Annotated in this window: 19 protein-coding genes; 11 read left to right on the forward strand and 8 right to left on the reverse strand. The window is 64.9% G+C overall.

The genetic code is table 11. The features are described from left to right. Nucleotides 1–74: 74 nt before the first annotated feature. The gene (locus ACE10Z_RS42310) at nucleotides 75–1,253 is read left to right on the forward strand and encodes a YbfB/YjiJ family MFS transporter (RefSeq protein WP_375785969.1); all 1,179 of its coding nucleotides are present in this window, start codon (nucleotides 75–77) and stop codon (nucleotides 1,251–1,253) included. A gap of 38 nt (nucleotides 1,254–1,291) precedes the next feature. On the opposite strand, the gene ACE10Z_RS42315 is transcribed toward ACE10Z_RS42310, so the two are convergent. The 3 genes from ACE10Z_RS42315 to ACE10Z_RS42325 form a co-directional block, all read right to left on the reverse strand. Next, entirely contained in the window at nucleotides 1,292–2,077 is a 786-nt protein-coding gene (locus tag ACE10Z_RS42315; RefSeq protein ID WP_097676953.1) for a molybdopterin-binding protein, read from the reverse strand. Nucleotides 2,078–2,148: 71 nt separating this feature from the next. After that, on the reverse strand, nucleotides 2,149–2,781 hold the full coding sequence (locus ACE10Z_RS42320) for a cytochrome b/b6 domain-containing protein (protein ID WP_375785970.1): 633 nt from the start codon (nucleotides 2,779–2,781) through the stop codon (nucleotides 2,149–2,151). 180 nt (nucleotides 2,782–2,961) lie between these two features. Continuing rightward, the gene (locus tag ACE10Z_RS42325; protein ID WP_375785971.1) at nucleotides 2,962–3,516 is read right to left on the reverse strand and encodes a fasciclin domain-containing protein; all 555 of its coding nucleotides are present in this window, start codon (nucleotides 3,514–3,516) and stop codon (nucleotides 2,962–2,964) included. 327 nt (nucleotides 3,517–3,843) lie between these two features. Here ACE10Z_RS42325 and ACE10Z_RS42330 point away from each other — a divergent pair, with 327 nt between their 5' ends. Beyond that, nucleotides 3,844–4,194, forward strand: a complete 351-nt coding sequence (locus ACE10Z_RS42330; protein WP_375785972.1) for a hypothetical protein — start codon at nucleotides 3,844–3,846, stop codon at nucleotides 4,192–4,194. Between the two features lie 119 nt (nucleotides 4,195–4,313). Here ACE10Z_RS42330 and ACE10Z_RS42335 read toward each other — a convergent pair whose 3' ends face one another. Further along, nucleotides 4,314–5,075 (reverse strand): SDR family oxidoreductase, encoded by a 762-nt coding sequence (locus ACE10Z_RS42335; protein ID WP_375785973.1) that lies wholly within the window; start codon nucleotides 5,073–5,075, stop codon nucleotides 4,314–4,316. A gap of 87 nt (nucleotides 5,076–5,162) precedes the next feature. Between ACE10Z_RS42335 and ACE10Z_RS42340 the strand changes: the two genes are divergently transcribed. The 3 genes from ACE10Z_RS42340 to ACE10Z_RS42350 all read left to right on the forward strand — a co-directional run bounded on the left by ACE10Z_RS42340 (nucleotide 5,163) and on the right by ACE10Z_RS42350 (nucleotide 7,800). Next, nucleotides 5,163–6,692 carry a malonyl-CoA synthase gene (locus ACE10Z_RS42340; protein ID WP_375785974.1) on the forward strand — a complete coding sequence of 510 codons (1,530 nt, stop codon included), beginning with the start codon at nucleotides 5,163–5,165 and terminating at the stop codon, nucleotides 6,690–6,692. Nucleotides 6,693–6,718: 26 nt separating this feature from the next. Then, a complete protein-coding gene (locus tag ACE10Z_RS42345) occupies nucleotides 6,719–7,216 on the forward strand; it encodes a hypothetical protein (RefSeq protein WP_375785975.1) in 498 nt (165 codons plus the stop codon). Nucleotides 7,217–7,365: 149 nt separating this feature from the next. Next, complete coding sequence (locus tag ACE10Z_RS42350) at nucleotides 7,366–7,800, forward strand: DUF3658 domain-containing protein (RefSeq protein WP_375785976.1); 435 nt, start codon at nucleotides 7,366–7,368, stop codon at nucleotides 7,798–7,800. A gap of 9 nt (nucleotides 7,801–7,809) precedes the next feature. Here ACE10Z_RS42350 and ACE10Z_RS42355 read toward each other — a convergent pair whose 3' ends face one another. Then, entirely contained in the window at nucleotides 7,810–8,670 is an 861-nt protein-coding gene (locus ACE10Z_RS42355) for a sulfite exporter TauE/SafE family protein (RefSeq protein ID WP_375785977.1), read from the reverse strand. Between the two features lie 160 nt (nucleotides 8,671–8,830). On the opposite strand from ACE10Z_RS42355, the gene ACE10Z_RS42360 reads away from it, so the two are divergent. From ACE10Z_RS42360 to ACE10Z_RS42380, 5 genes are all read left to right on the forward strand, one after another. Beyond that, on the forward strand, nucleotides 8,831–9,733 hold the full coding sequence (locus tag ACE10Z_RS42360; protein WP_375790060.1) for a LysR family transcriptional regulator: 903 nt from the start codon (nucleotides 8,831–8,833) through the stop codon (nucleotides 9,731–9,733). Between the two features lie 228 nt (nucleotides 9,734–9,961). Next, a complete protein-coding gene (gene sdhC / locus ACE10Z_RS42365; protein ID WP_050402512.1) occupies nucleotides 9,962–10,360 on the forward strand; it encodes a succinate dehydrogenase, cytochrome b556 subunit in 399 nt (132 codons plus the stop codon). A gap of 14 nt (nucleotides 10,361–10,374) precedes the next feature. After that, nucleotides 10,375–10,749: a succinate dehydrogenase, hydrophobic membrane anchor protein gene (sdhD, locus tag ACE10Z_RS42370; protein ID WP_094194339.1), complete on the forward strand. Its 375-nt coding sequence runs from the start codon at nucleotides 10,375–10,377 to the stop codon at nucleotides 10,747–10,749. Between the two features lie 3 nt (nucleotides 10,750–10,752). Next, nucleotides 10,753–12,594 carry a succinate dehydrogenase flavoprotein subunit gene (gene sdhA / locus ACE10Z_RS42375; RefSeq protein WP_375785978.1) on the forward strand — a complete coding sequence of 614 codons (1,842 nt, stop codon included), beginning with the start codon at nucleotides 10,753–10,755 and terminating at the stop codon, nucleotides 12,592–12,594. A gap of 18 nt (nucleotides 12,595–12,612) precedes the next feature. Continuing rightward, nucleotides 12,613–13,398: a succinate dehydrogenase iron-sulfur subunit gene (locus ACE10Z_RS42380; protein ID WP_050402509.1), complete on the forward strand. Its 786-nt coding sequence runs from the start codon at nucleotides 12,613–12,615 to the stop codon at nucleotides 13,396–13,398. A 20-nt stretch (nucleotides 13,399–13,418) separates the two neighbouring features. Here ACE10Z_RS42380 and ACE10Z_RS42385 read toward each other — a convergent pair whose 3' ends face one another. From ACE10Z_RS42385 to ACE10Z_RS42395, 3 genes are all read right to left on the reverse strand, one after another. Next, entirely contained in the window at nucleotides 13,419–16,175 is a 2,757-nt protein-coding gene (locus ACE10Z_RS42385; RefSeq protein ID WP_375785979.1) for a bifunctional acetate--CoA ligase family protein/GNAT family N-acetyltransferase, read from the reverse strand. A gap of 113 nt (nucleotides 16,176–16,288) precedes the next feature. Further along, a complete protein-coding gene (locus ACE10Z_RS42390) occupies nucleotides 16,289–18,163 on the reverse strand; it encodes a ferrous iron transporter B (protein WP_375785980.1) in 1,875 nt (624 codons plus the stop codon). Then, nucleotides 18,160–18,465 (reverse strand): ferrous iron transport protein A, encoded by a 306-nt coding sequence (locus ACE10Z_RS42395; RefSeq protein ID WP_375785981.1) that lies wholly within the window; start codon nucleotides 18,463–18,465, stop codon nucleotides 18,160–18,162. The genes ACE10Z_RS42390 and ACE10Z_RS42395 overlap by 4 nt, the downstream gene beginning before the upstream one ends. A gap of 410 nt (nucleotides 18,466–18,875) precedes the next feature. Between ACE10Z_RS42395 and ACE10Z_RS42400 the strand changes: the two genes are divergently transcribed. Continuing rightward, complete coding sequence (locus ACE10Z_RS42400) at nucleotides 18,876–20,978, forward strand: ATP-binding protein (RefSeq protein ID WP_375790061.1); 2,103 nt, start codon at nucleotides 18,876–18,878, stop codon at nucleotides 20,976–20,978. Nucleotides 20,979–21,082 lie beyond the last annotated feature (104 nt).

Here is a 21,082-nt window from a genome sequence, read left to right on the forward strand (position 1 = left end):
GACAGTGTTGCGACGTGCGGCGCTGGGCAGGACGGGCACAGCCTGCCACAATGGGCGCATTGCCGGAGTGAATTGTGAGAGCCCCCTCCCCGTCCTACCCGCATCCCGCGCGGCTGATCCTTATTTTGTCTCTCGCACCGACGGTCGGTCTCGGCATTGGCCGTTTCGCCTATTCGCTGGTGCTGCCTGACATGCGCGAGCAGCTGGCCTGGTCCTATTCGGCCGCCGGCTTCATGAACACGATCAATGCCGCCGGCTATCTGGTCGGGGCGCTGTTCGCCTCGCGCCTGATCCAGCGCTTCGGGCTCGCCGCATCGGTGCGCTGGTCGACGGTGGCCTGCGGGCTGTCGCTGGCGCTGTGCGCCCTCTCGGGCAATTTCGCCGTGCTGAGCTTCGCCCGCCTGCTGGTCGGCTTCGCCGCCGCGATCGGCTTCGTCGGCGGCGGCGCGCTCGCAGCAACCATCGCGCAATCACGGCCGGAGCGCGCGAACTTCCTGCTCAGCCTGTTCTATGCCGGGCCGGGCGTCGGCATCCTGGCATCCGGCCTGATCGCGCCCTTCGTGCTGCAGGGCTTCGGCGCCGGCTCATGGTGGATCGTGTGGTGGGCAATGACCCTGCTCTCCGCGATCATGACCGTGCCGCTGCTGCTTGCGCCGTTCCACGCCAATACTGCCGCGGGCGGCATCGTGCGGACCAAATTCGCAATCATGCCGGTCCTGATCTACCTCACCGCCTATTTCCTGTTCGGCGCCGGCTACATCGCCTACATGACCTTCATGATCGCCTATGTGCGCGACGGCGGCGGCGGCGCGGTTGCACAGAGTGCGTTCTGGAGCCTGATCGGCGTCAGCGCGTTCGTCACGCCCTGGGTCTGGCGGCGGGTTTTGGCGCTCGACCGCGGCGGGCTCGCCACCACCATCATCCTCGGCGTCAACGCACTCGGCGCGGCCCTGCCGATCTTCGGGCATTCACCGCTGCTGCTCGCGATCTCCGCCTTGGTATTCGGCGTCGCGTTCTTCGCCGTGGTCGGCTCGACCACCGCCTTCGTGCGTCTCAACTACCCGCCGGAAGCCTGGCCGACCGCGATTGCGGCGATGACCATCGCCTTCGGCATCGGCCAGACGCTCGGGCCGATCGTGGTCGGCGCAATCACCGACGCCGTCGGCAGCTTGTCATTTGCGCTGAACGTCTCGGCCGCGATGCTGGCGCTGGGGGCGGTGCTGGCGGCGTTTCAGCGGAAGGTCGGGCCGTAGCCCTCTGTCGTCCCGGCGAAGGCCGGGACGACAATGAGTCAGCTCCCGCTGAACGAGTTGTAGCCCTGGTCTTCCCAATAACCGCCCTTGTAGTCGTTGGTGACTTCCATCGAGAGCACGTATTTCGGGTTCTTGAAGCCGAGCTTGGTCGGCACCCTTATCTTCATCGGGAATCCGTAGGCGCGCGGCAGGATCTGGTCGGCGAATTTGAACGTCATCTGGGTCTGCGGGTGCAACGCCGTGCGCATGTCGAGCGGCGAATTGTAGCCGTCCTTGTCGGCGCACTGGAACCAGACATATTTGGCGCGCGTGTCGGCGCCGACCAGCTTGAGGAAATCGCGCAAGGGCGTGCCGGTCCAGCTGCCGATCGCGCTCCAGCCTTCGACGCAGATGTGGCGCGTCACCTGCTTCTCCTGCGGCAGCTTGTACAATTCGTCGAGCGTCCACGACTTCTTGTTCTCGACCAGCCCGCGCACCTCGAGCTTCCAGTCCGCGCCCGCGATCTCCGGCGCATCGTCGAGATCGTAATAGGCATTGAACGGGAACGGCTTGGTGATCATGCTCTCGGGGAAGGTCGGCGCCAGCGCATCCGGATTGAACATCCAGGCCTGCACCGCGTCGTTGAACTTCGAGACCTTCTTCAGCAATTCCTCTGCCGACGACGAATCGACCACGTCGCAGCCGGTCAGCAGCGTCAGCGCACCGAGGCTGGTGCCGGCCGTGATGAAGCGGCGCCGCGTCAGCTCGGGCATCGTCTTCACTGCATCGCGCACCAGCAGCTTCTTGTCGACACCGGGGATCAGGAGTTTTCTGAGACGACCCATCACATCCTCTCAATCTCATTTTTGGGCATGATCAACTCCGAAAACCGGTTTCCACTTTTCGGGATCATGCCCTAACGCCCGATGATCATGGCGCGCAGGCTCTTCGGCACCAGCAGCGCGAGCGCGACATGGATCACCAGGAAGGCGACGATCAGCGCCATGCAGGTGAAATGAACGTAGCGCGCGAAGTCGTAGCCGCCGAACAGCGAGACCAGCCAGTGCAACTGCACCGGCTTCCACATCGACAGGCCGGACAGCACGATGACGACGCCGACGGTGATGATGCCGGCATAGAGCAGCTTCTGCACCGAATTGTACTTGCTGAGATCGTCATGCGACAGCTTGAAGGTCAGCGCCGCCTTGGTATCGGCTATCACGCCGCCAGGGGTGATCGGCAGCAGCTTCTTGCGGAACCGGCCGGTGGCGAAGCCGAGCGCCAGATAGATCAGGCCGTTGACCATCAAGAGCCACATCGCGGCGAAGTGCCAGAGCAGCGCGCCGCCGAGCCAGCCGCCGAGCGTGATGCTCCGCGAGAAGGTGAAGCCGAACAGCGGCGATGCGTTATAGATCTGCCAGCCGGACATGATCATCAGGATCATCGCGAATGCGTTGATCCAGTGCACCATGCGCACCCAGACCGGCTGGATCACCTTCGCGGGCGCCGCGGTCTCTGCCTGGTGGTCGCTGACGGCAAGGCTCGTCATGGAATGTCTCTGCTCGTGGTCGTTACCGGCTTATACGCCGGGAACCGGCGTTCCGTTACGGGGTAGCGCATCATCAGTTCGATATACGCCACCTCATCTGGTCACAAAAATGCGAGCCGGGGCGAGGCTCCGGCTCGCTGTTTCGTAAGGCGTTCAGGGACTAAATCGGGCCGCCGGGTGTCAGGTCGCCGGCATCAGCACGGTGTCGACCACATGGATGACGCCGTTCGACTGGTTGACGTTGGAGATCGTCACCATCGACGTGCCGCCCTTGGCATCGACGATCCAGACCTTGCCGTCCTGCTTCTTGACGGTCAGTTCCTCGCCCTCGGCGGTCTTCAGCTTCTTGCCGTCGGTGAGGTCGGAGGCCTCGAGCTTGCCGGGCACCACATGGTAGGTGAGGATCTTGGTCAGCGTCGCCTTGTTCTCGGGCTTGACGAGATTGTCGACGGTTCCGGCCGGCAGCTTGCCGAACGCGGCGTTGGTCGGCGCGAACACCGTGAACGGACCCTTGCCTTCCAGCGTGTAGACCAGGCCGGCGGCCTTCACCGCGGCGACAAGGGTGGTGTGGTCCTTCGAATTGACGGCGTTCTGAATGATGTTCTTGGACGGGAACATCGCGGCGCCACCGACCATCACGGTCTTTTCCTCGGCGCGGACCGGCGCCACGACGGTGGCAGTGATCGCGAGCGCGCTGAAGGCGGCGGCGGCAAGATAGGCAATACGCTTCGACATGGTTCGTCTCCCGATGGGTAATCCGGCCGGCTCGGTCTTCGCCGGCGATGAAGGGGCAACAACGGCGCGTGTTGATTGGTGTGCGTCGTCGTTGGCCTGAGCTACGGGAGGTTTTCCGGGCGGTTTCCGGAAATAACTCTTTGTGATTCCTGAAACCGTCTGGCGCGCGCTTCGTACATGTGGCGCTTCACGCAGCCGTCGCGCATTCCATTCAACGGAATGGACGGGTGCGCTGCCGCGAGCAATTTGCTTGCCGCCCTTGCCTGATCGGTTCAGCCTGAGATTGCGGCGCAGCTTCACAACGGGCGGTAGTGGCGAGAAGCAATCATGAGCAGCATCACGGCTGACGGCCGCGCCACGCCTATCGTGAACGATGCCGGCAGCGACATCGGCCCGCTCGAGCAGAAGCACCTGCAATACGCCAACTATCGCGCGGTCGCAGACACCACCGAGATCACGAAAACCCATTGGCACATCGCCACCGCCAACGCGCTCGGCTGGGGCTATTTCGTCGGTTTCGTGCTGTTCCCGTTCGTCTCCATCGCGCTCCAGCAGCACACCGGTTCGTTCGCACTGGCGTTCCTCTGCATCCCCGTGCTGATGATCGCGATGGCGGTCGGCGTGTACCTGTTCGTGCCGGAGCATTCCGGCAAGGAGCTGAACGAGATCAGCGAGTGAGGCGCCGGTAGACCGTAGCCCGGATGCAGCGCAGCGAAATCCGGGAACACTCCTCGCGGAAAGACCGTCCCGGATTGCGCTACGCTTCATCCGGGCTACGGATTTGAGGGCAGCCCGACCTAATCCCGGTTCGACGGCGTCTGAATAAATCCCCGGTTATGCGTCGGGCTGATCAGGATCTCGTTCATGCAGACCCGCGCCGGCATGCTGGCCACGAAAGCGATGGTGCGGCCGCAATCTTCCGGCTGCAGCATCCTGGCCTGCTCGGCTTCGCTCGGCACCACCGGCCGCTGCTTCAGGATCGGGGTCGCGACCTCGCCCGGCGACAGGCAGCAGGCGCGCAGGCCGTTGACGCATTCGTCCATGTTGAAGGAATGGGTCAGCGCCAGCACCGCGTGCTTGGTCGTGGTGTAGGCCGGGCCCGGCATCTTCGAGACGTGGCGGCCGGCCCAGGAGGCGACGTTGATGATGCAGCCGTCCTGCTGCTTGCGCATCGTCGGCAGCACCGCGCGCATGCAATAGAGCACGCCGTTGAGGTTGACCTCGACCAGCTTGTCCCAGCCTTCCAGTTCCATGTCGGCCCAGCTGCGCTTCGGCACATTGATGCCGGCGCTGTTGACCAGGAGGTCGATGCGGCCGTGTTTGCCGACGATCGCCCCGGCGGCCTTGTTGACGTCGGCCTTGTTGCTGACATCGAGCGGGATCGCCTCGGCCTTGCCGCCCTTCTTCGTGATGTTGGCCACCACGCGGTCGAGCTCTTGCTTGCGGCGGCCGGAGACCACCACCGTCCAGCCGTCCGCAGCCAGGAATTCCGCCCCGGATTCGCCGATTCCGGTGCCGCCGCCGGTGACCCAGGCCACGCGTTTCCCATGATTTGTCATGCAAACTGTCTCCGTTGCTTTCCGAAGGGCGTTTTTGCTAATCCAGCCGGACCTTTACCGGCGCTTTCGCCCCTCAGGGGATGTTGCATGAACACGACGACCAACGCCAACCTGTTTTCCCGCCTGTTCGACGGCCTCGACGACCCCAATCGGCTGGCGATCGAGCAACTCGACGGCAGCCGCATCTCCTATGGCGACCTGATCGCGCGCGCGGGCCAGATGGCGAACGTGCTGGTGGAACGCGGCGTCAAGCCGGGCGACCGCGTCGCCGCGCAGACCGAGAAATCGGTCTCGGCCCTGGTGCTCTATCTCGCCACCGTGCGCGCCGGCGGCGTCTATCTGCCGCTCAACACCGCCTATACGCTGAACGAGCTCGAATACTTCATCACCGACGCCGAGCCGTCGCTGGTGGTCTGCGATCCCGCCAAGCTGGACGGCATCAAGGCGATCGCCGCCAAGGTGGGCGCCAAAGTCGAGACGCTCGATGCCAGCGGCAAGGGCTCGCTGACCGAGGCCGCCGACAAGGCGCCGAAGGAGTTCACCACGGTGCCGCGCGGCAATGACGACCTCGCCGCGATCCTCTACACGTCGGGCACCACCGGCCGCTCCAAGGGCGCGATGCTCTCGCACGACAATCTGGCGTCGAACTCGTACTCGCTGGTCGACTACTGGCGTTTCACCGACAAGGACGTGCTGATCCACGCGCTGCCGATCTACCACACCCACGGCCTGTTCGTGGCGAGCAACGTGACGCTGTTTGCACGCGCCTCGATGATCTTCCTGCCGAAGTTCGATCCGGACGCGATCCTGAAACTGATGGCCCGCGCCACCGTGATGATGGGCGTGCCGACCTTCTACACCCGCCTGTTGCAGAACCCCGGCCTGAACAAGGACGCCACCAAGCACATGCGGCTGTTCATCTCGGGCTCCGCGCCGCTGCTCGCGGACACCCACCGCGAATGGTCGGCGCGCACCGGCCACGCCGTGCTCGAGCGCTACGGCATGACCGAGACCAACATGAACACGAGCAACCCCTATGACGGCGACCGCGTGCCCGGCGCGGTCGGCTTCGCGCTGCCCGGCGTCTCGGTGCGGGTCACCGATCCGGAGACCGGCAAGGAGCTCGCGCGGGAGACCATCGGCATGATCGAGGTCAAGGGCCCGAACGTATTCCAGGGCTACTGGCGGATGCCGGAGAAGACCAAGTCCGAATTCCGCGACGACGGCTTCTTCATCACCGGCGATCTCGGCAAGATCGACGGCAAGGGCTACGTCCACATCCTCGGCCGCGGCAAGGATCTCGTGATCTCCGGCGGCTTCAACGTCTATCCGAAGGAGATCGAGAGCGAGATCGACGCCATGCCCGGCGTGATCGAGTCGGCCGTGATCGGCGTGCCGCATGCCGATTTCGGCGAAGGCGTCACCGCCGTCCTGGTCTGCAGCAAGGGCGCCGATATCAGCGAGGCCTCGGTGCTGAAGGCGCTCGACGGGCGGCTCGCCAAATTCAAGATGCCCAAGCGCGTCTTCGTCGTCGACGAATTGCCGCGCAACGCGATGGGCAAGGTGCAGAAGAACATTCTGCGGGATACGTATAAGGATATCTACGCGAAGGGTTGAGGAAACGCGAAGTTTCGCGAGGGACCATGAATCGAGAGCAGGCTGACCGAATCAACGATCACTTGCTCGATGCCTGGGAGGCGATCCACAAGGCGGGAATGGCCGTCGCGGGTCTTGCCAAGGCCGAGCGGGTCAAATTTGACGCCCTGCTTCTCGAAGTCGTCTCCGACTTACAGGACAAGGTGCTGTTGCAGATCTGGGAGCAATATCCCGATCTGATGCCACCGGAAAATGATCGTGCGCCGCCCGAGATCTGCAGCGAGCTGACGTGGAACGATGTGAATCTCCCGTTATCGGTAAGCGAGGCCCAGCTCGACGAAATCATCCTCTCGCTCTTGAGGTCGCAGTGGCAGAAGGTGACGGTACTTCTCACCAACGCCGGAAAGTGTTGCGAGCAGCTTGGCTTGCCCATCAGTCACGAGGTGATCGCGGCGCGATTGCGGCTACTCTCAAATACCGATCGGATTGAAGGTGTTGGCGACCTTCGCAAATGGGGCGTCAGTGAAGTCCGATTAAAGGATTAGTTTGTCGTCTGGATGGAGCCAACGGGTTGCGTAGATGCGCGTCCGATATTTGCAAGCTGTTGTCACGGGGCCTTTGGATGGATCGAGAGCGGGCGGTCGAACTAAAGAAGCATCTCCAGAACGTGGGCCGAGCACTCGAGCGTACGGTCATGGCCACGAAGGGAATCGACAAGACCGAGTGCGACGCCTTGCTGGGGCATCTGACCAAGGCCGTCGCAATCGTATACGAGAAACTGTACGACATTTATGCCGAGCATCCAGAGCTGGAGCCGCGCCCCAAACGCCCACGGATCAGCAGCAAGCTCACTTGGGATGAAGTTTCGCCAAACCTGTCCGTATCGGTCATCAAACTCGACCAGATCATCTTCTCTGTCATGGAGCCAAAATGGCGGAAGATGATGCTGATCGTGGGTCAGGCCTTTGTGAATTGCACGGACATCGGGCTGGCGATCAACAGCGAAACGATCGCTGCGCGGATTCAGGCATTGGCAAGTGCAGGCCACTTTGAGAGCCAGGGCGACCTGCGGTACTGGGGCAATAGCATGATCCGATTGAAAGTCCCGCCTGCAGGCCAGCTGTCGTAGCCTTCCCGGCTAATGCCCGCCCAACAGGCTGATCACGAACCGTCCGCCGACGATGAAGAGATAGGCCCCGAACGCCACCTCCAGCGCGCGCTTCGACAGCGCGTGCGCGACCTTGACGCCGAGCGGCGCGGTGATCAGCGTGGTCGGCATCACCAGCAGCGCGCCGATCAGCGAGACATAGCCGAGCGCGAACGGCAGTTGCAGCGCGGTGACATCCGGAAAGCGCGCGGCGGCGGGCCATCCGGCATAGACGTAACCCAGCGCGCCGGGGATCGAGATCAGCACCGCGAGCGCGGACGAGGTCGCGACCGCCTGATGGATCGGCCGGCCGTAAAAAGTCATCAGGAGGTTGGCGAACAGGCCGCCGCCAATGCCCATCAGCGTCGACAGCAGGCCGACGAAGAAGCCATAGACGCGCATCAGGAAACCCCTCGGCACATCGTCGCCAAACTTCCAGGTCTCACGCGCCAATAGCAGCCGTGCCGCCGCCGACCACGCCACCACGACGAACACGATCTTGAACAGCCGCTCCGGCGCGAAGCGTGCGGTGACGCTGCCGGCGGCGACGCCGATCACGATCGGCAGCCACCAGCGCTTCAGGATCTCCATGTCGACAGCGCCGCGGCGATAATGGGCGCGAAACGAGCTCAGCGAAGTCGGGATGATGATCGCGAGCGAGGTGCCGATGCAGAGCGGCATCCGTACCTCGAGTGGCACGTCGGCGAGGCGAAAGCATTCGTAGAACACCGGCACCAGGATCGCGCCGCCGCCGATGCCGAACAGCCCGGCGAGAAAGCCGGACAGCGCGCCGACTGCAATCAGCAGCAGTGCGAGCTCGAGCAATTCCTTCGGGTCGAGGCCGGCCATCATGTCCTTCGCGCAGTGGTTGGCGCCCGCACGTAGGCACTGGCGCCGTCTTGAGACTGTTCGCGCAGAGCAATAGCCCCTTTTGGGATTCGGGAGTATCTATGCTCTTGAGCAGGCTCTCTTGCGAAATACGGAAGGATCGAGCTTGGACCAGCTGGCGGCGATGGCGGCCTTTGTCCGCGCGGTCGAGACCGGCAGCCTGTCGGCGGCGGCGCGGTCGCTGCCGAGTTCGCTGACCTCGGTGAGCCGCCAGATCAGCGCGCTCGAGGATCACTTCGGCACCCGCCTTCTGCTGCGCACCACCCGCCAGCTCGCGCTGACTGACGACGGACGCATTCTCTACGAGCGCGCGAAATCCGTTCTCGGCGAGGTCAGGGAGATCGAGACAGCGCTGGCGCGCGACCCGCGTCAACCGTCAGGCCGGATCCGCGTCAGCGCTCCGAGCCTGATCGGGCGGCTTGTGATCGCGCCGTTGCTGGTCGCGTTTCTGCGCCGCTATCCGGCACTCGCCGTCGACCTTCTTCTGATCGACCGCTCCGTCGACATGGTCGAGGAGGATATCCATCTGGCTGTCCGCATCGGCCGCTTGCGCGATTCGCAGCTCGTCGCGCGCAAGCTTACCGATCTGCAGATGATCGTGTGCGCATCACCTGAGTATCTCAGGCGGCGCGGCGAGCCGCGGACACCGGACGAGCTTTCGTCGCACGACTGCCTGGTGTTTTCCGATTCGCCAGGGAGCGCGGAGTGGCGCTTTGCCGACGGCACGAAGACGGGTCGCAAATTCCGCATATCCGGTCGGCTCTGGATGAATAGCCTCGAGGCACTGATCAGTGCAGCGCGGGAGGGCGCGGGCATCGTCCGCGTGCCGTCGTGGCAGGTGCAGTCCGATCTTTCGAGCGGCCGCCTGCGGCGGCTGCTGTTGGATCATGAGCCGGCCCCGACGCCGCTGCATCTGACGCTTCAGCCGTCACGCCTCGCATCGCCTAAGATCAGGGCATTCGTCGATTATCTGGTGGAACAATGGGGTGAAATCGACGCCTTCCGGAGCCCGTCCGCGCGCCCGTGAACACGCTCACCCATCTTATGGACATGGATTCACTCGTTAGTTCATTCGGACTTGCATCTGGTATACCACACTGCGGATCAACCAGAATTCGGCAACTCTAACAATGAACTTCGGTTCGACCGAAGGCTATTTGGCCGTTGCGCGGGCTGATCCGACTCCGTAAATAGAACTCCTCTACCGCGTTCCCCGATGGGCCGGCCGCGGTCCCTCACAACATAAAGCCCGCCGATGACCGCCAGGATCGAACGACCGCTTTCACCCCATTTGCAGACCTACCGGTGGACGCTGACGATGGCGCTGTCCATCGTTCACCGCGCCACAGGTGTGGCACTCTATTTCGGCACCTTGCTGCTCGCCTGGTGGCTGATTGCAGCCGCGTCCGGCCCGACCGCCTACGCCAACGTGCAGGCCTTCACCGGCAGCGCGATCGGCAAGCTGATCGTGTTCGGCTACACATGGGCGCTGATGCACCATCTGTGCAGCGGCATCCGGCATTTCGTCTGGGACCTCGGCTACGGCTTCAAGGCCAATGAACGCGAAGCGCTGACCTGGGGCGCACTGGTCGCCGGCATCGCGCTGACCGTGCTGGTCTGGATCATTGCCTACGCGGTTGGAGGTGGACGATGAGCGGCCCCTCTTCGATGCGCACGCCGCTGGAGCGCGTCCGCGGCCTCGGCTCGGCGCATACCGGTACGAGCGACTTCTGGCGCCAGCGCCTCACCGCGGTTGCGATGACGCTCCTGATCGTTCCCGTGATCGTCGTGGTGATCATGCTGATCGGCCGCAATCATGCCGGCGCGGCACAGATCCTCGGCTCGATCCCGATCGCCATCATCCTGCTGCTCTTCATCGTCGCCAGCACCTGGCACATGAAGATCGGCATGCAGGTCGTGATCGAAGACTACATCCATAACGAGAAGCTGAAGATCGCCAGCGTGATGGCGAACAACTTCTTCTGCGTCGCGGTCGCATTGGCCTCGATCTACGCAATCCTCAAATTGTCGTCGGGAGTATAACCCATGGCCGGTGAAGGAAACGGCAAGGCCACCAACGGCAGTGGCCCGGCCACCAATGGCAAGGCCTATCCGATCCAGGACCACACCTACGACGTCGTCGTGGTCGGCGCCGGTGGCGCGGGCCTGCGCGCCGTGGTCGGCTGCTCGGAAGCGGGCCTGCGCACCGCCTGCATCACCAAGGTGTTCCCGACCCGCTCGCACACCGTTGCGGCGCAGGGCGGCATCTCGGCCTCGCTCGGCAACATGCACCCCGACGACTGGCGCTGGCACATGTACGACACCGTGAAGGGGTCGGACTGGCTCGGTGACCAGGATGCGATCGAATACATGGTGCGCAACGCGCCCGACGCGGTCTACGAGCTCGAGCATTGGGGCGTGCCGTTCTCGCGCACCGAGGACGGCAAGATCTATCAGCGCCCGTTCGGCGGCATGACCATGGATTACGGCAAGGGCCAGGCGCAGCGCACCTGCGCCGCCGCCGACCGCACCGGCCATGCCATGCTGCACACGATGTATGGCCAGTCGCTGCGCCACGCGGCCGAGTTCTTCATCGAATTCTTCGCCATCGACCTGATCATGGACGACCAGGGCGTCTGCCGCGGCGTGATCGCGCTCAAGCTCGACGACGGCACGCTGCATCGCTTCCGCGCCCAGACCACGATCCTGGCGACCGGCGGCTATGGCCGCGCCTATGCATCCTGCACCTCGGCACACACCTGCACCGGCGACGGCGGCGGCATGGTGCTGCGCGCCGGCCTGCCGCTGCAGGACATGGAGTTCGTCCAGTTCCATCCGACCGGCATCTACGGCTCGGGCTGTCTCGTCACCGAGGGCGCGCGCGGCGAAGGCGGCTATCTCGTCAACTCCGAAGGCGAGCGCTTCATGGAGCGCTATGCGCCGTCGGCCAAGGACCTCGCCTCGCGCGACGTCGTCTCGCGCGCGATGACGATCGAGATCCGCGAAGGCCGCGGCGTCGGCAAGAAGAAGGATCACATCTTCCTGCACCTCGATCACCTCGATCCGAAGGTGCTGCATGAGCGGCTGCCGGGCATCTCCGAATCGGCGAAGATTTTCGCCAATGTCGACGTCACCCGCGAGCCGATCCCGATCGTGCCGACCGTGCACTACAACATGGGCGGCATTGCCACCAACTATCACGCCGAGGTGCTGACCAAGCGCAACGGCGACGACAATTCGGTGGTGCCGGGCCTGATGGCGATCGGCGAGGCCGCCTGCGTCTCGGTGCATGGCGCCAACCGCCTCGGCTCCAACTCGCTGATCGACCTCGTGGTGTTCGGCCGCGCCGCGGCGCTGCGCCTGGCCGACAAGCTGACGGCGAACGCCAAGCAGCCGGAGCTGCCGAAGGATTCGGCCGACGTCGCCCTCGGCCGGCTCGATCACTTCCGCTACGCCTCCGGCGGCACGCCGACCGCGAAGCTGCGCGACAGCATGCAGCATGTGATGCAGAACAATTGCGCGGTGTTCCGCACCGGCGACGTGCTGCAGGAGGGCCAGAACCTGATTCACAAGGTCTATGGCGGCGTCGGCGACATCTCGGTGTCCGACCGTTCGCTGGTGTGGAATTCCGACCTGGTCGAGACGCTGGAATTCGACAATCTGATCGTGCAGGCGATCGTGACGATGGATTCGGCGGCGAACCGCACCGAGAGCCGCGGCGCGCATGCACGCGAAGACTTCTCGGCTCGCGACGACAAGAACTGGATGAAGCACACGCTGACCTGGATCGATCCGGCCGGCAAGACCGCGATCGATTATCGTCCCGTCCACGACTACACGATGACCAATGATGTGCAGTACATCCCGCCGAAGGCGCGGGTCTACTGAGAACGAAGGCGAGCAAGCATGGTTGAATTCGCACTTCCGAAGAATTCGAAGATTTCCGGCGGCAAGACCTGGCCGAAGCCGGCCGGCGCCACCGAGACGCGCGAATTTCGGGTGTATCGCTGGAACCCGGACGACGGCAAGAATCCGAGCGTCGACACCTACTATGTCGACACGCATGATTGCGGTCCGATGGTGCTGGACGGCCTGATCTGGATCAAGAACCACATCGATCCGACGCTGACCTTCCGCCGCTCCTGCCGCGAAGGCGTCTGCGGCTCCTGCGCGATGAACATCGACGGCCAGAACACGCTGGCCTGCACCAAGTCGATGCATGACGTCGGCGCCGGCGGCGCGGTGAAGGTCAATCCGCTGCCGCACCAGCCGGTGGTCAAGGACCTCGTCCCCGACCTCACCAATTTCTATGCCCAGTATGCCTCGATCGAGCCGTGGCTGAAGACCACCACGCCGACGCCGCAGAAGGAGTGGAGACAGAGCCACGAGGACCGCGAGAAGCTCGACGGTCTCTACGAGTGCATCCTGTGCGCCTGCTGCTCGACCTCCTGCCCGAGCTATTGGTGGAACAGCGAGCGCTTCCTCGGCCCCGCCGCGCTGCTGCAGGCCACGCGCTGGGTCACCGATTCGCGCGATGAAGCGACCGGCGAACGGCTCGACAATCTCGAGGACCCGTTCCGCCTCTATCGCTGCCACACCATCATGAACTGCGCCAAGGCGTGCCCGAAGGGCCTCAATCCCTCGGAGGCGATCGCCGAGCTCAAGTTCAAGATGGTCGAACGCCAGATATGATCAGGCAGTCGCGGCTGGCGCTATGATAAGCGGCCAGCCGCAGCTCGCCGGATCAGGATATCGGCGCCGACCGCATCGACCGCGGATCGATCGAGATCGAGCACGACATCGACGATGCTGTGATCTTCCGGATCCATCGTGGCGGTGAAGCCGAGATCGCGGCACATCCCGATCATCGTGGTGTTCTCGGTCAGCACCTGGCCGGACAGCCGCTTCAATCCCTCCGACCGCGCATAGTGGATCAGGAGCTGCATTAGTGCCCAGCCAAGCCCTTTGCCCTTGAGATCGGACTGCAGCAGGATCGCATATTCGGCGTTCTGGTACAGCGAGTCCGAATGCAGCCGGACCGCTCCCATCATCTCGCCGGTCGCCGGATCGAGCGCCACAAACGCCATCGCGCGCGCATAGTCGAGCTGGGTGAGGCGCGCGATGAAGGCGTGCGAGAATTCCTTCATCGCGTGGAAGAAGCGCAGCCTGAGATCTTCGGCGGTGACGCGCTTGAAGAACGCGGCGACCATCGGCTCGTCCTCCGGTCGCATCGGGCGCACCGTGACGCGCGAACCGTCGCGTAACGCAAGCTCGCCCTCCCATTGCGACGGATAAGGCCTGACCGCTAGTCTCGTTTGACCGGCGAACAGCCGCGCCGGCTTGCGGATCGCCACCCGCGCATCGAGCGCGAGCACGCCGGTCTCGTCTGCCAGCATCGGATTGATATCGAGCCCGGCGACCTCGGGAATGTCGGCCGCCATCTGCGCCAGCTTGACCAGGGTGAGCGGCACCAGTTCGGCCGGAACGGCCGGCACATCGCCATAGCCGCCGAGCAACCGCGAGACGCGCGTTCGCCCGACCAACTCGTGGGCGAGATTCATATCGAGCGGCGGCAGCGCTACCGCCTTGTCATTGATCACCTCGACCGCAGGGCCGCCGCGGCCGAACACGATCACCGGGCCGAAGGTCGGATCGTCGGCGATGCCGAGGATCAGTTCGCGCGCCGCGCGCCGCACGATCATCGGCTGGATCGTCACGCCTTGCAGCATCGCATCCGGCCGCGCGCTTCGCGCACGTTCCAGCACCGTCCTGGCGGCCTCAATGACGCTGTCCTTGGTGCGCAGGTCGAGGATCACGCCGCCGACATCGGATGCGTGCCTGATGTCACGCGAGAACACCCTGACCACGATCGCGTGCCCCTCGGCGAGGAACGGCACCGCCTTCTCGGCGGCGTCCTCCGCACTGTCCGCCACGACCGTCGTCACGATCGGAATGCAGTAGGCCTCGAACAGAGCGACGATCTCGGCCGGATCGAGCCAGGCGCGCCCTTCCGACAACGCCTTCACCACCACATGCCGCGCCGCGGCCGTCTCCGGCGTGAACACCGATGCGACGCCCGGCGGGGTCGCGGCGAGCGCCGTGGAGGCCTCGCGATAGCGCACCAGATACATGAAGGCGCGCACCGCATCGTCCTCGGTCGGGAAGTGCGGGATGCGGGCCGCCTCGAAGATCGCGCCGGTGCGCTCGTCGGCGCCGACCCACGCCGCAAGCACCAGTGCCGCGACCGCACTTCGTTTGGTCCTGCGGTCACGAAGGCATTGCGCCACCGCCTCGGCAATGCCCTCGGCTGGCGCCACCGCCGTTTCCACATTCGCGACCAGGACGGCATCGTTGTTGGCATCATCGAGCAGCGCGTTGAGCGCTACCACGTAGCGGGCGGCATCGGCATCGCCTGCGATGTCGACGGGATTGGCGGACGACCAGCCCTGCGGCAGCAACTCGTCGAGCCGCGATATGGTCTGCGGCGTCAGCGTCGCGGGAACGCCGCCGAGTTCGGCCAGCCGGTCGGTGGCGAGGATGCCGAGCCCGCCGCCATTGGTCAGGATCGCGAGCCGGTTGCCGCGCGGCACGAAGCCACGGCCGAGCAGCTCGGCGCAATCGAATAGCTGGCGAAGGTCGTAGACGCGCAGCATGCCGGCGCGGCGGAACGCGGCGTCATAGACCGCATCAGAGCCGGCCAGCGCGCCGGTGTGGGTCGCGGCAGCCCTTGCCCCCTCGGCCATCCGCCCCGACTTGACGATGATGACCGGCTTCATGCGCGCCGCGGCGCGTGCCGCCGACATGAACTTGCGCGCATCCTTGACCGCTTCGAGGTAGATCAGGATCGCGTTGGTATGATCGTCGAGCGCGAAATAATCCAGGAGATCGGCGACGTCGACATCGAGCTGGTCGCCGATCGAGGCGATCCCGGAGAAGCCGAGCCGCCGCTCCGCCGCCCACTCGATCATCGCCGACGCGACCGCGCCGGACTGCGAGATCAGCGCGACATGGCCGTCGGACGGCTGATGCGAGGCGAAGCTCGCATTGAGCTTCGCACGCGGCACCATGACGCCGAGGCAATTCGGCCCGACCAGGCGCATGCCGTGCCGCCGCGCCGTCTGCTCCACGATCTCCGCGAGCGAGCCCGCGCCATGGCCGAGACCGGCCGAGAGGATCGCGGCGCCGGCAACGCCCGCGAGCCCGGCCTCCGCCACGATCTCCGGGATCGCAGCCGCGGGTGCGCTGATGACGACGAGGTCCGGAACGAACGGAAGCGATTTCAGGTCGGCAACGGTGGGCTCGCCGTCCACATCCGCGTAGTTGCGGTTGACGACGCCCAGCCTGCCGGCGAAGCCGCTCGCCTTGAGGTTTCGCAGCACCGCCGCACCGAGCGACGACGGCCGCGGGCTACCGCCGACAATCGCGATGCTTCGAGGCGAAAATACCCGCTCCAGGCCGAACGTCGACATTGCTTGGTCTCGCTGGGAACCCGTGGATGCGCGGGAGGCGCCCCCGAGCGAACTCTACTTCGTCGCCCGCCCGGTTGCACCCATTGCCGCCGCGACAGAACGCGGCGGCCCCGCTAATGCAACCCCAGCGCCTGCGCCAGATTGAAGGTCAGGAAGCTCGCGACATAGGCCAGCGCGAGCATGTACAGGAACGTCACCACCATCCACTTCGCGCCGCCGGTCTCGCGGCGGATCACCGCGAGCGTCGAGGCGCATTGCGGGGCGAAGATGTACCAGACCAGCATCGACAGCGCGGTCGCCAGCGTCCATTTCTGCGCCAGCACCTGGCCGATCTGCTCCGCCGCCTCCTTGCCGCCCTCGATCGAATAGACGGTGCCGAGCGCCGCGACCGCGACCTCGCGCGCTGCCATGCCCGGGATCAGCGCCACCGCGATCTGCCAGTTGAAGCCGATCGGCCGCAGCAGCGGCTCGAGCGCGTGGCCGATCATCGCCGCAAAGCTGTAGTTGATGGCCGGCCCCTCGGCGCCTGCGGGCGCGGTCGGGAACGAGGCCAGGAACCAGATCAGCACCATCATCGAAAGGATCGTGGTGCCGGCGCGATACAGGAACATCTTGGCGCGGTTGAGCACGCCGATCGCGATGCTGCGCAGTCGCGGCACCTTGTAGTCGGGCAATTCCAGCATGAACGGCGCCGGCGCATGGTCGCGCCACAGGAAGAACTTTGCGATCGCCGAGACCGTCAGCGCGCTGGTGATGCCGGCGGCATAGAGGCCGAACATCACGAGCCCTTGCAGATTGACGAAACCCCACAGCGTGGTCGACGGAACGAAGGCCGAGATGATCAGCGTATAGACCGGAATCCGCGCCGAGCAAGTCATCAGCGGCGCGATCAGGATCGTGGTCAGGCGATCACGCCGGTTGTCGATCACCCGCGTCGCCATGATGCCGGGAATGGCACAGGCAAAGCTCGACAGCAGCGGAATGAAAGCGCGGCCATGCAGCCCGGCGCCGCCCATGATGCGGTCCATCAGGAAAGCAGCGCGCGCCATGTAGCCGAAATCTTCCAGCAGCAGGATGAACAGGAAGATGATGATGATCTGCGGCAGGAACACGATGACGCTGCCGACGCCGGAGATCAGGCCGTTCTGCAGGAAGCTCTGCAACAGGCCCCAGCTTTCGGGCAGCAAATCGTGGATCAGCTGCCCGAGCGCGGAGAAGCCGTCCGACAGCAATTCCATCGCCGGCTGCGCCCAGGTGAACACGGCCTGGAACATCACGAACAGGATCACGGCCAGGATCACGAGACCCCAGACCGGATGCAGCACGACTGCATCGATCCGGTTGGTCAGCGTGTCGGGCTTGGTCGGCAGCGTCACGGCCGCCGCGATGATGCGGTCCGCCTCGCGCTGCGCCGCCTTGAGGTCGGCAATCGTCGGCGTCGCCCACTCGCTGGCCGTCGCATCATGCGACCGCGCCAGGAATTCGTCGGTTCGCTTCAAGAGCTCGTCGACACCGCCCTTGCGGACCGCGACCGAGGTCACGATCGGCAGGCCGAGCTCCTGCGACATGCGATCGAGATCGATCGTGACGCCGCGGCGCCTCGCGATGTCGATCATGTTGAGCACGAGCATCATCGGCCGGCCGACGCGCTTCAGCTCGAGCACGAGCCGCAAGGTCAGCCGCAGATTGGTGGCGTCCGCGACGCAGAGCACGAGATCGGGCACCGCCTCGCCATCGAAGCGCCCGAGCACGATGTCGCGGGTGATCTCCTCGTCCGGACTGCGGCCGCGCAACGAATAGGTGCCAGGCAGGTCGAGCACCGTCACGCTGCGGCCCTCCGGCGTGACGAAGCCGCCGGATTTGCGCTCGACCGTGACGCCCGGATAATTGGCGACCTTCTGGCTGCTGCCGGTCAACCGGTTGAACAGCGACGTCTTGCCGGTGTTGGGCGCGCCGACCAGCGCCAGGCGCAGGGATGCAGTTGTCATTCGACGATCACGGCCATTTCTACGATTACAGCCATGGCTTCGCTCCGGCGCAGCGCGATCGTGATGTTGTCGACGCGCACCGCGATCGGATCCCGCCGGATCGTGCCTTCATGCAGGATTTCCACGCGCGCGCCCTCGACAAATCCCATCTCCACCAGGCGCTGCTCGAGCTCCTGTGGAGACAGCGATGAACCCGTCACGAGCGCATCGAGCCTGATGATCTTTCCGACAAAACCGCGATCCGCATGTCCGAGCCGGATGTCCTGTAGATTATCCTGGGAAGAGTTTGGATCGCCTGTCATGCGGCCTGTGTTTCAGCAGGTAGTCACAGGGTCAAGCATTTGCCCGTGAGAGGTTTTAGAACTCCTAAAAACAGCGCCCGCGATCGTCATCCCGGCCGATTTTCCGCTTGACTGCCGCCCCTCGCTAACGAGGTCGTGATCCCTCCGGGCGGCAGCCGCCCGGCGGGCGCGGCCCGGCCGGCAGCGCGGGCGGCATCGTCCCTCCGCGCCAGGCCCGAATGTGGATCGGCTGCCGGCCGATCGCTCTGGACGGACCTTCGCTGCCCGCGGGCGGCGCATCGCCTTCCGCACGGCCATCCCGGACGGGGTTTCGCTTCCTCCGGCGCGACGGTTTGCGTTAAGGTCGCTACGGAGCCGGAGTGCCCGTGCCGACCGCTGCACAACGCAATTCGCTGAGACTGCTGCAATGGATGATGGCCGCCTCGCTGGCCCTTCCGCTGGCGCTGTTCATGTTTGCTTCCGCGATGTCCCGGATCTCGACCAGGGAGGCCGCCGACCAGGAAATCCAGCGCACGCTTGACGTCGCCCATGAGCACGCGCTCAAGGTATTCGAGACCATCGACCGCAGCCTGGCCGAGGTCACCGAGGTCGTCCGCGGCATGAGCGATGCCGATATCGTCGCGCGCGAGAAGAGCCTGCACGAGCGACTGCGCCGGGTCGCCGACACGCTGCCCCAGGTGAAATCGATCTGGGTGTTCGATGCCAGCGGCCATGCCCTCGTCAACAGCCTGGTGGAACCAGCCCCCGATATCGATTTCTCGGATCGGGACTACTTCCGCATCCACGCCGATCGCGACATCGGCACCTATATCGGCGAGGTCCTGACGCCGCGGCCGCCCTATCAGGGTGCGCGGTTCTTCAGCGTCGGACGCCGCCGCAACAACGAGGACGGCAGCTTTGGCGGCGTGATCCAGGCCTCCGTGCTTCCGGAGTATTTCGAGAATTTCTACGCCAAGATCGGCCGCGAGCCCGGCAGCTTCCTGGCGCTGATCCGGACCGATGGCTCGATACTGGCGCATTTCCCTGTCATCGACCACGACGCCAGGTTCGAGCCGAGCGGGCCGCTGGGGCAACAGATCGTCGCCAATCCCGAGACCGGCGGCATGACGATCCGTTCCCCCGCCGACGGCATCGAACGGCGCATGCGCTATCAGCGGCTGGCCGAATACCCGATCTATGTCAGCGCCGGGCTCGAAACCTCGGCGATCCAGGCGCGCTGGATCTCGACCATGGCGCAGCACCTGATCTTCGGCATACCGGCCACCGCGCTGCTGTTCGGCCTGCTCGCGCTCGCCTATCGGCGAACCGAACGCCTGCAGGAGGAGGCGGACCGGCGCATCGAAGCCGAGGACGCGTTGCGGCATGGCCAGCGGCTGGAGGCGCTCGGGCAACTCACCGGCGGCGTCGCGCATGACTTCAACAATCTGCTCACCGTGATCCGCGCGTCGGTCGACATGCTGCGGCGGCCGGACCTGCCGGAGCCGCGGCGGCAGCGCTACATCGATGCGATCTCCAACACCGTGAACCGTGCCGCCAAGCTGACCAACCAGCTGCTTGCGTTCGCGCGCCGGCAAACCCTGAAGCCCGAGGTGTTCGACGTCTGCCAGAATGTCCGCACCCTGAGCGAGATGATCACCACCCTGATCGGCTCGCGGATCGAGATCGCAGCGCAGGTGCCGGACGAGACCTGTCTCGTCAACGCCGATGCCGGCCAGTTCGAGACCGCCATCATCAATATGGCGGTGAATGCGCGCGACGCGATGGACGGCGTCGGCCGGCTCACGATCGCGGTCCGCGCCGTGAAAAATTTGCCGTCCGAGGCGATCACGCCGCCGAGCCCGCACGGCCATGTCGCGGTGTCGGTGGCCGATACCGGCGTCGGCATTCCGCAGGAGTTGTTCGGCCGCATCTTCGAGCCGTTCTACACCACCAAGGAGGTCGGTCACGGCACCGGCCTTGGCCTGTCGCAGGTGTTCGGCTTCGCCAAGCAATCCGGCGGCGAGGTCACCGTGACCAGCGAAGTCGGCAAGGGCTCGACGTTCACGCTGTATCTCCCGCGTGTCGTCGGCAGACACAACGCGCAAGCTCAGCTCACGGAGGATGCGCCATCGGTCGATCCGACCAGTGCGTCGGTCCTCATCGTCGAGGACAATGCCGAAGTCGGAAAGTTCGCCGCCGATACGCTGACCCAGCTCGGTTGCACCTGCGTGCTGGTGGAGAACGCCACCCACGCGCTGGAGGAGCTGGCCGTCGACCCCGACAGGTTCGACCTGGTGTTCACCGATGTGGTGATGCCCGGCATGAGCGGCATCGAGCTTGCGGAGGAGATCCGCCGGCAACGGCTCGATCTGCCGATCGTGCTTGCCTCCGGCTACAGCCAGGTGCTGTCGCAGCAGGGCAGCGGCGGCTTCGAGCTGCTGCAGAAGCCCTATTCGGCCGAGCAGCTGGCCCGCGTACTGCACAAGGCCACGCGCTCGCGCCGGCTGAAGCGGGATCAGGCGCCGGCGTCGTAAGGTGATTGCGGGCGCCACAAACGCGATGTCGTCCATGCGAAAGCAGGGACCCACAGGATTGGGTTGTTGAGGAGGCTGTGGCTCCAGCGACGCGTCGCGCCGCG

The organism is Bradyrhizobium sp. Pha-3, from assembly GCF_042258615.1.
Lineage (GTDB): Bacteria > Pseudomonadota > Alphaproteobacteria > Rhizobiales > Xanthobacteraceae > Bradyrhizobium.

What these genes read in the sequence shown, in the direction of transcription:
- ACE10Z_RS42325 (WP_375785971.1), bottom strand. Translation starts at nt 3,516, where the DNA reads ATGTCGAAGCGTATTGCCTATCTTGCCGCCGCCGCCTTCAGCGCGCTC.
- sdhC (WP_050402512.1), top strand. Translation starts at nt 9,962, where the DNA reads ATGACCGCCAGGATCGAACGACCGCTTTCACCCCATTTGCAGACCTAC.
- ACE10Z_RS42360 (WP_375790060.1), top strand. Translation starts at nt 8,831, where the DNA reads ATGGCGGCCTTTGTCCGCGCGGTCGAGACCGGCAGCCTGTCGGCGGCG.
- sdhA (WP_375785978.1), top strand. Translation starts at nt 10,753, where the DNA reads ATGGCCGGTGAAGGAAACGGCAAGGCCACCAACGGCAGTGGCCCGGCC.
- ACE10Z_RS42385 (WP_375785979.1), bottom strand. Translation starts at nt 16,175, where the DNA reads ATGTCGACGTTCGGCCTGGAGCGGGTATTTTCGCCTCGAAGCATCGCG.
- ACE10Z_RS42400 (WP_375790061.1), top strand. Translation starts at nt 18,876, where the DNA reads ATGATGGCCGCCTCGCTGGCCCTTCCGCTGGCGCTGTTCATGTTTGCT.
- ACE10Z_RS42315 (WP_097676953.1), bottom strand. Translation starts at nt 2,077, where the DNA reads ATGGGTCGTCTCAGAAAACTCCTGATCCCCGGTGTCGACAAGAAGCTG.
- ACE10Z_RS42390 (WP_375785980.1), bottom strand. Translation starts at nt 18,163, where the DNA reads ATGACAACTGCATCCCTGCGCCTGGCGCTGGTCGGCGCGCCCAACACC.
- ACE10Z_RS42355 (WP_375785977.1), bottom strand. Translation starts at nt 8,670, where the DNA reads ATGATGGCCGGCCTCGACCCGAAGGAATTGCTCGAGCTCGCACTGCTG.
- ACE10Z_RS42335 (WP_375785973.1), bottom strand. Translation starts at nt 5,075, where the DNA reads ATGACAAATCATGGGAAACGCGTGGCCTGGGTCACCGGCGGCGGCACC.
- ACE10Z_RS42330 (WP_375785972.1), top strand. Translation starts at nt 3,844, where the DNA reads ATGAGCAGCATCACGGCTGACGGCCGCGCCACGCCTATCGTGAACGAT.
- ACE10Z_RS42320 (WP_375785970.1), bottom strand. Translation starts at nt 2,781, where the DNA reads ATGACGAGCCTTGCCGTCAGCGACCACCAGGCAGAGACCGCGGCGCCC.
- ACE10Z_RS42340 (WP_375785974.1), top strand. Translation starts at nt 5,163, where the DNA reads ATGAACACGACGACCAACGCCAACCTGTTTTCCCGCCTGTTCGACGGC.
- ACE10Z_RS42345 (WP_375785975.1), top strand. Translation starts at nt 6,719, where the DNA reads ATGAATCGAGAGCAGGCTGACCGAATCAACGATCACTTGCTCGATGCC.
- ACE10Z_RS42350 (WP_375785976.1), top strand. Translation starts at nt 7,366, where the DNA reads ATGGCCACGAAGGGAATCGACAAGACCGAGTGCGACGCCTTGCTGGGG.
- ACE10Z_RS42395 (WP_375785981.1), bottom strand. Translation starts at nt 18,465, where the DNA reads ATGACAGGCGATCCAAACTCTTCCCAGGATAATCTACAGGACATCCGG.
- sdhD (WP_094194339.1), top strand. Translation starts at nt 10,375, where the DNA reads ATGCGCACGCCGCTGGAGCGCGTCCGCGGCCTCGGCTCGGCGCATACC.
- ACE10Z_RS42380 (WP_050402509.1), top strand. Translation starts at nt 12,613, where the DNA reads ATGGTTGAATTCGCACTTCCGAAGAATTCGAAGATTTCCGGCGGCAAG.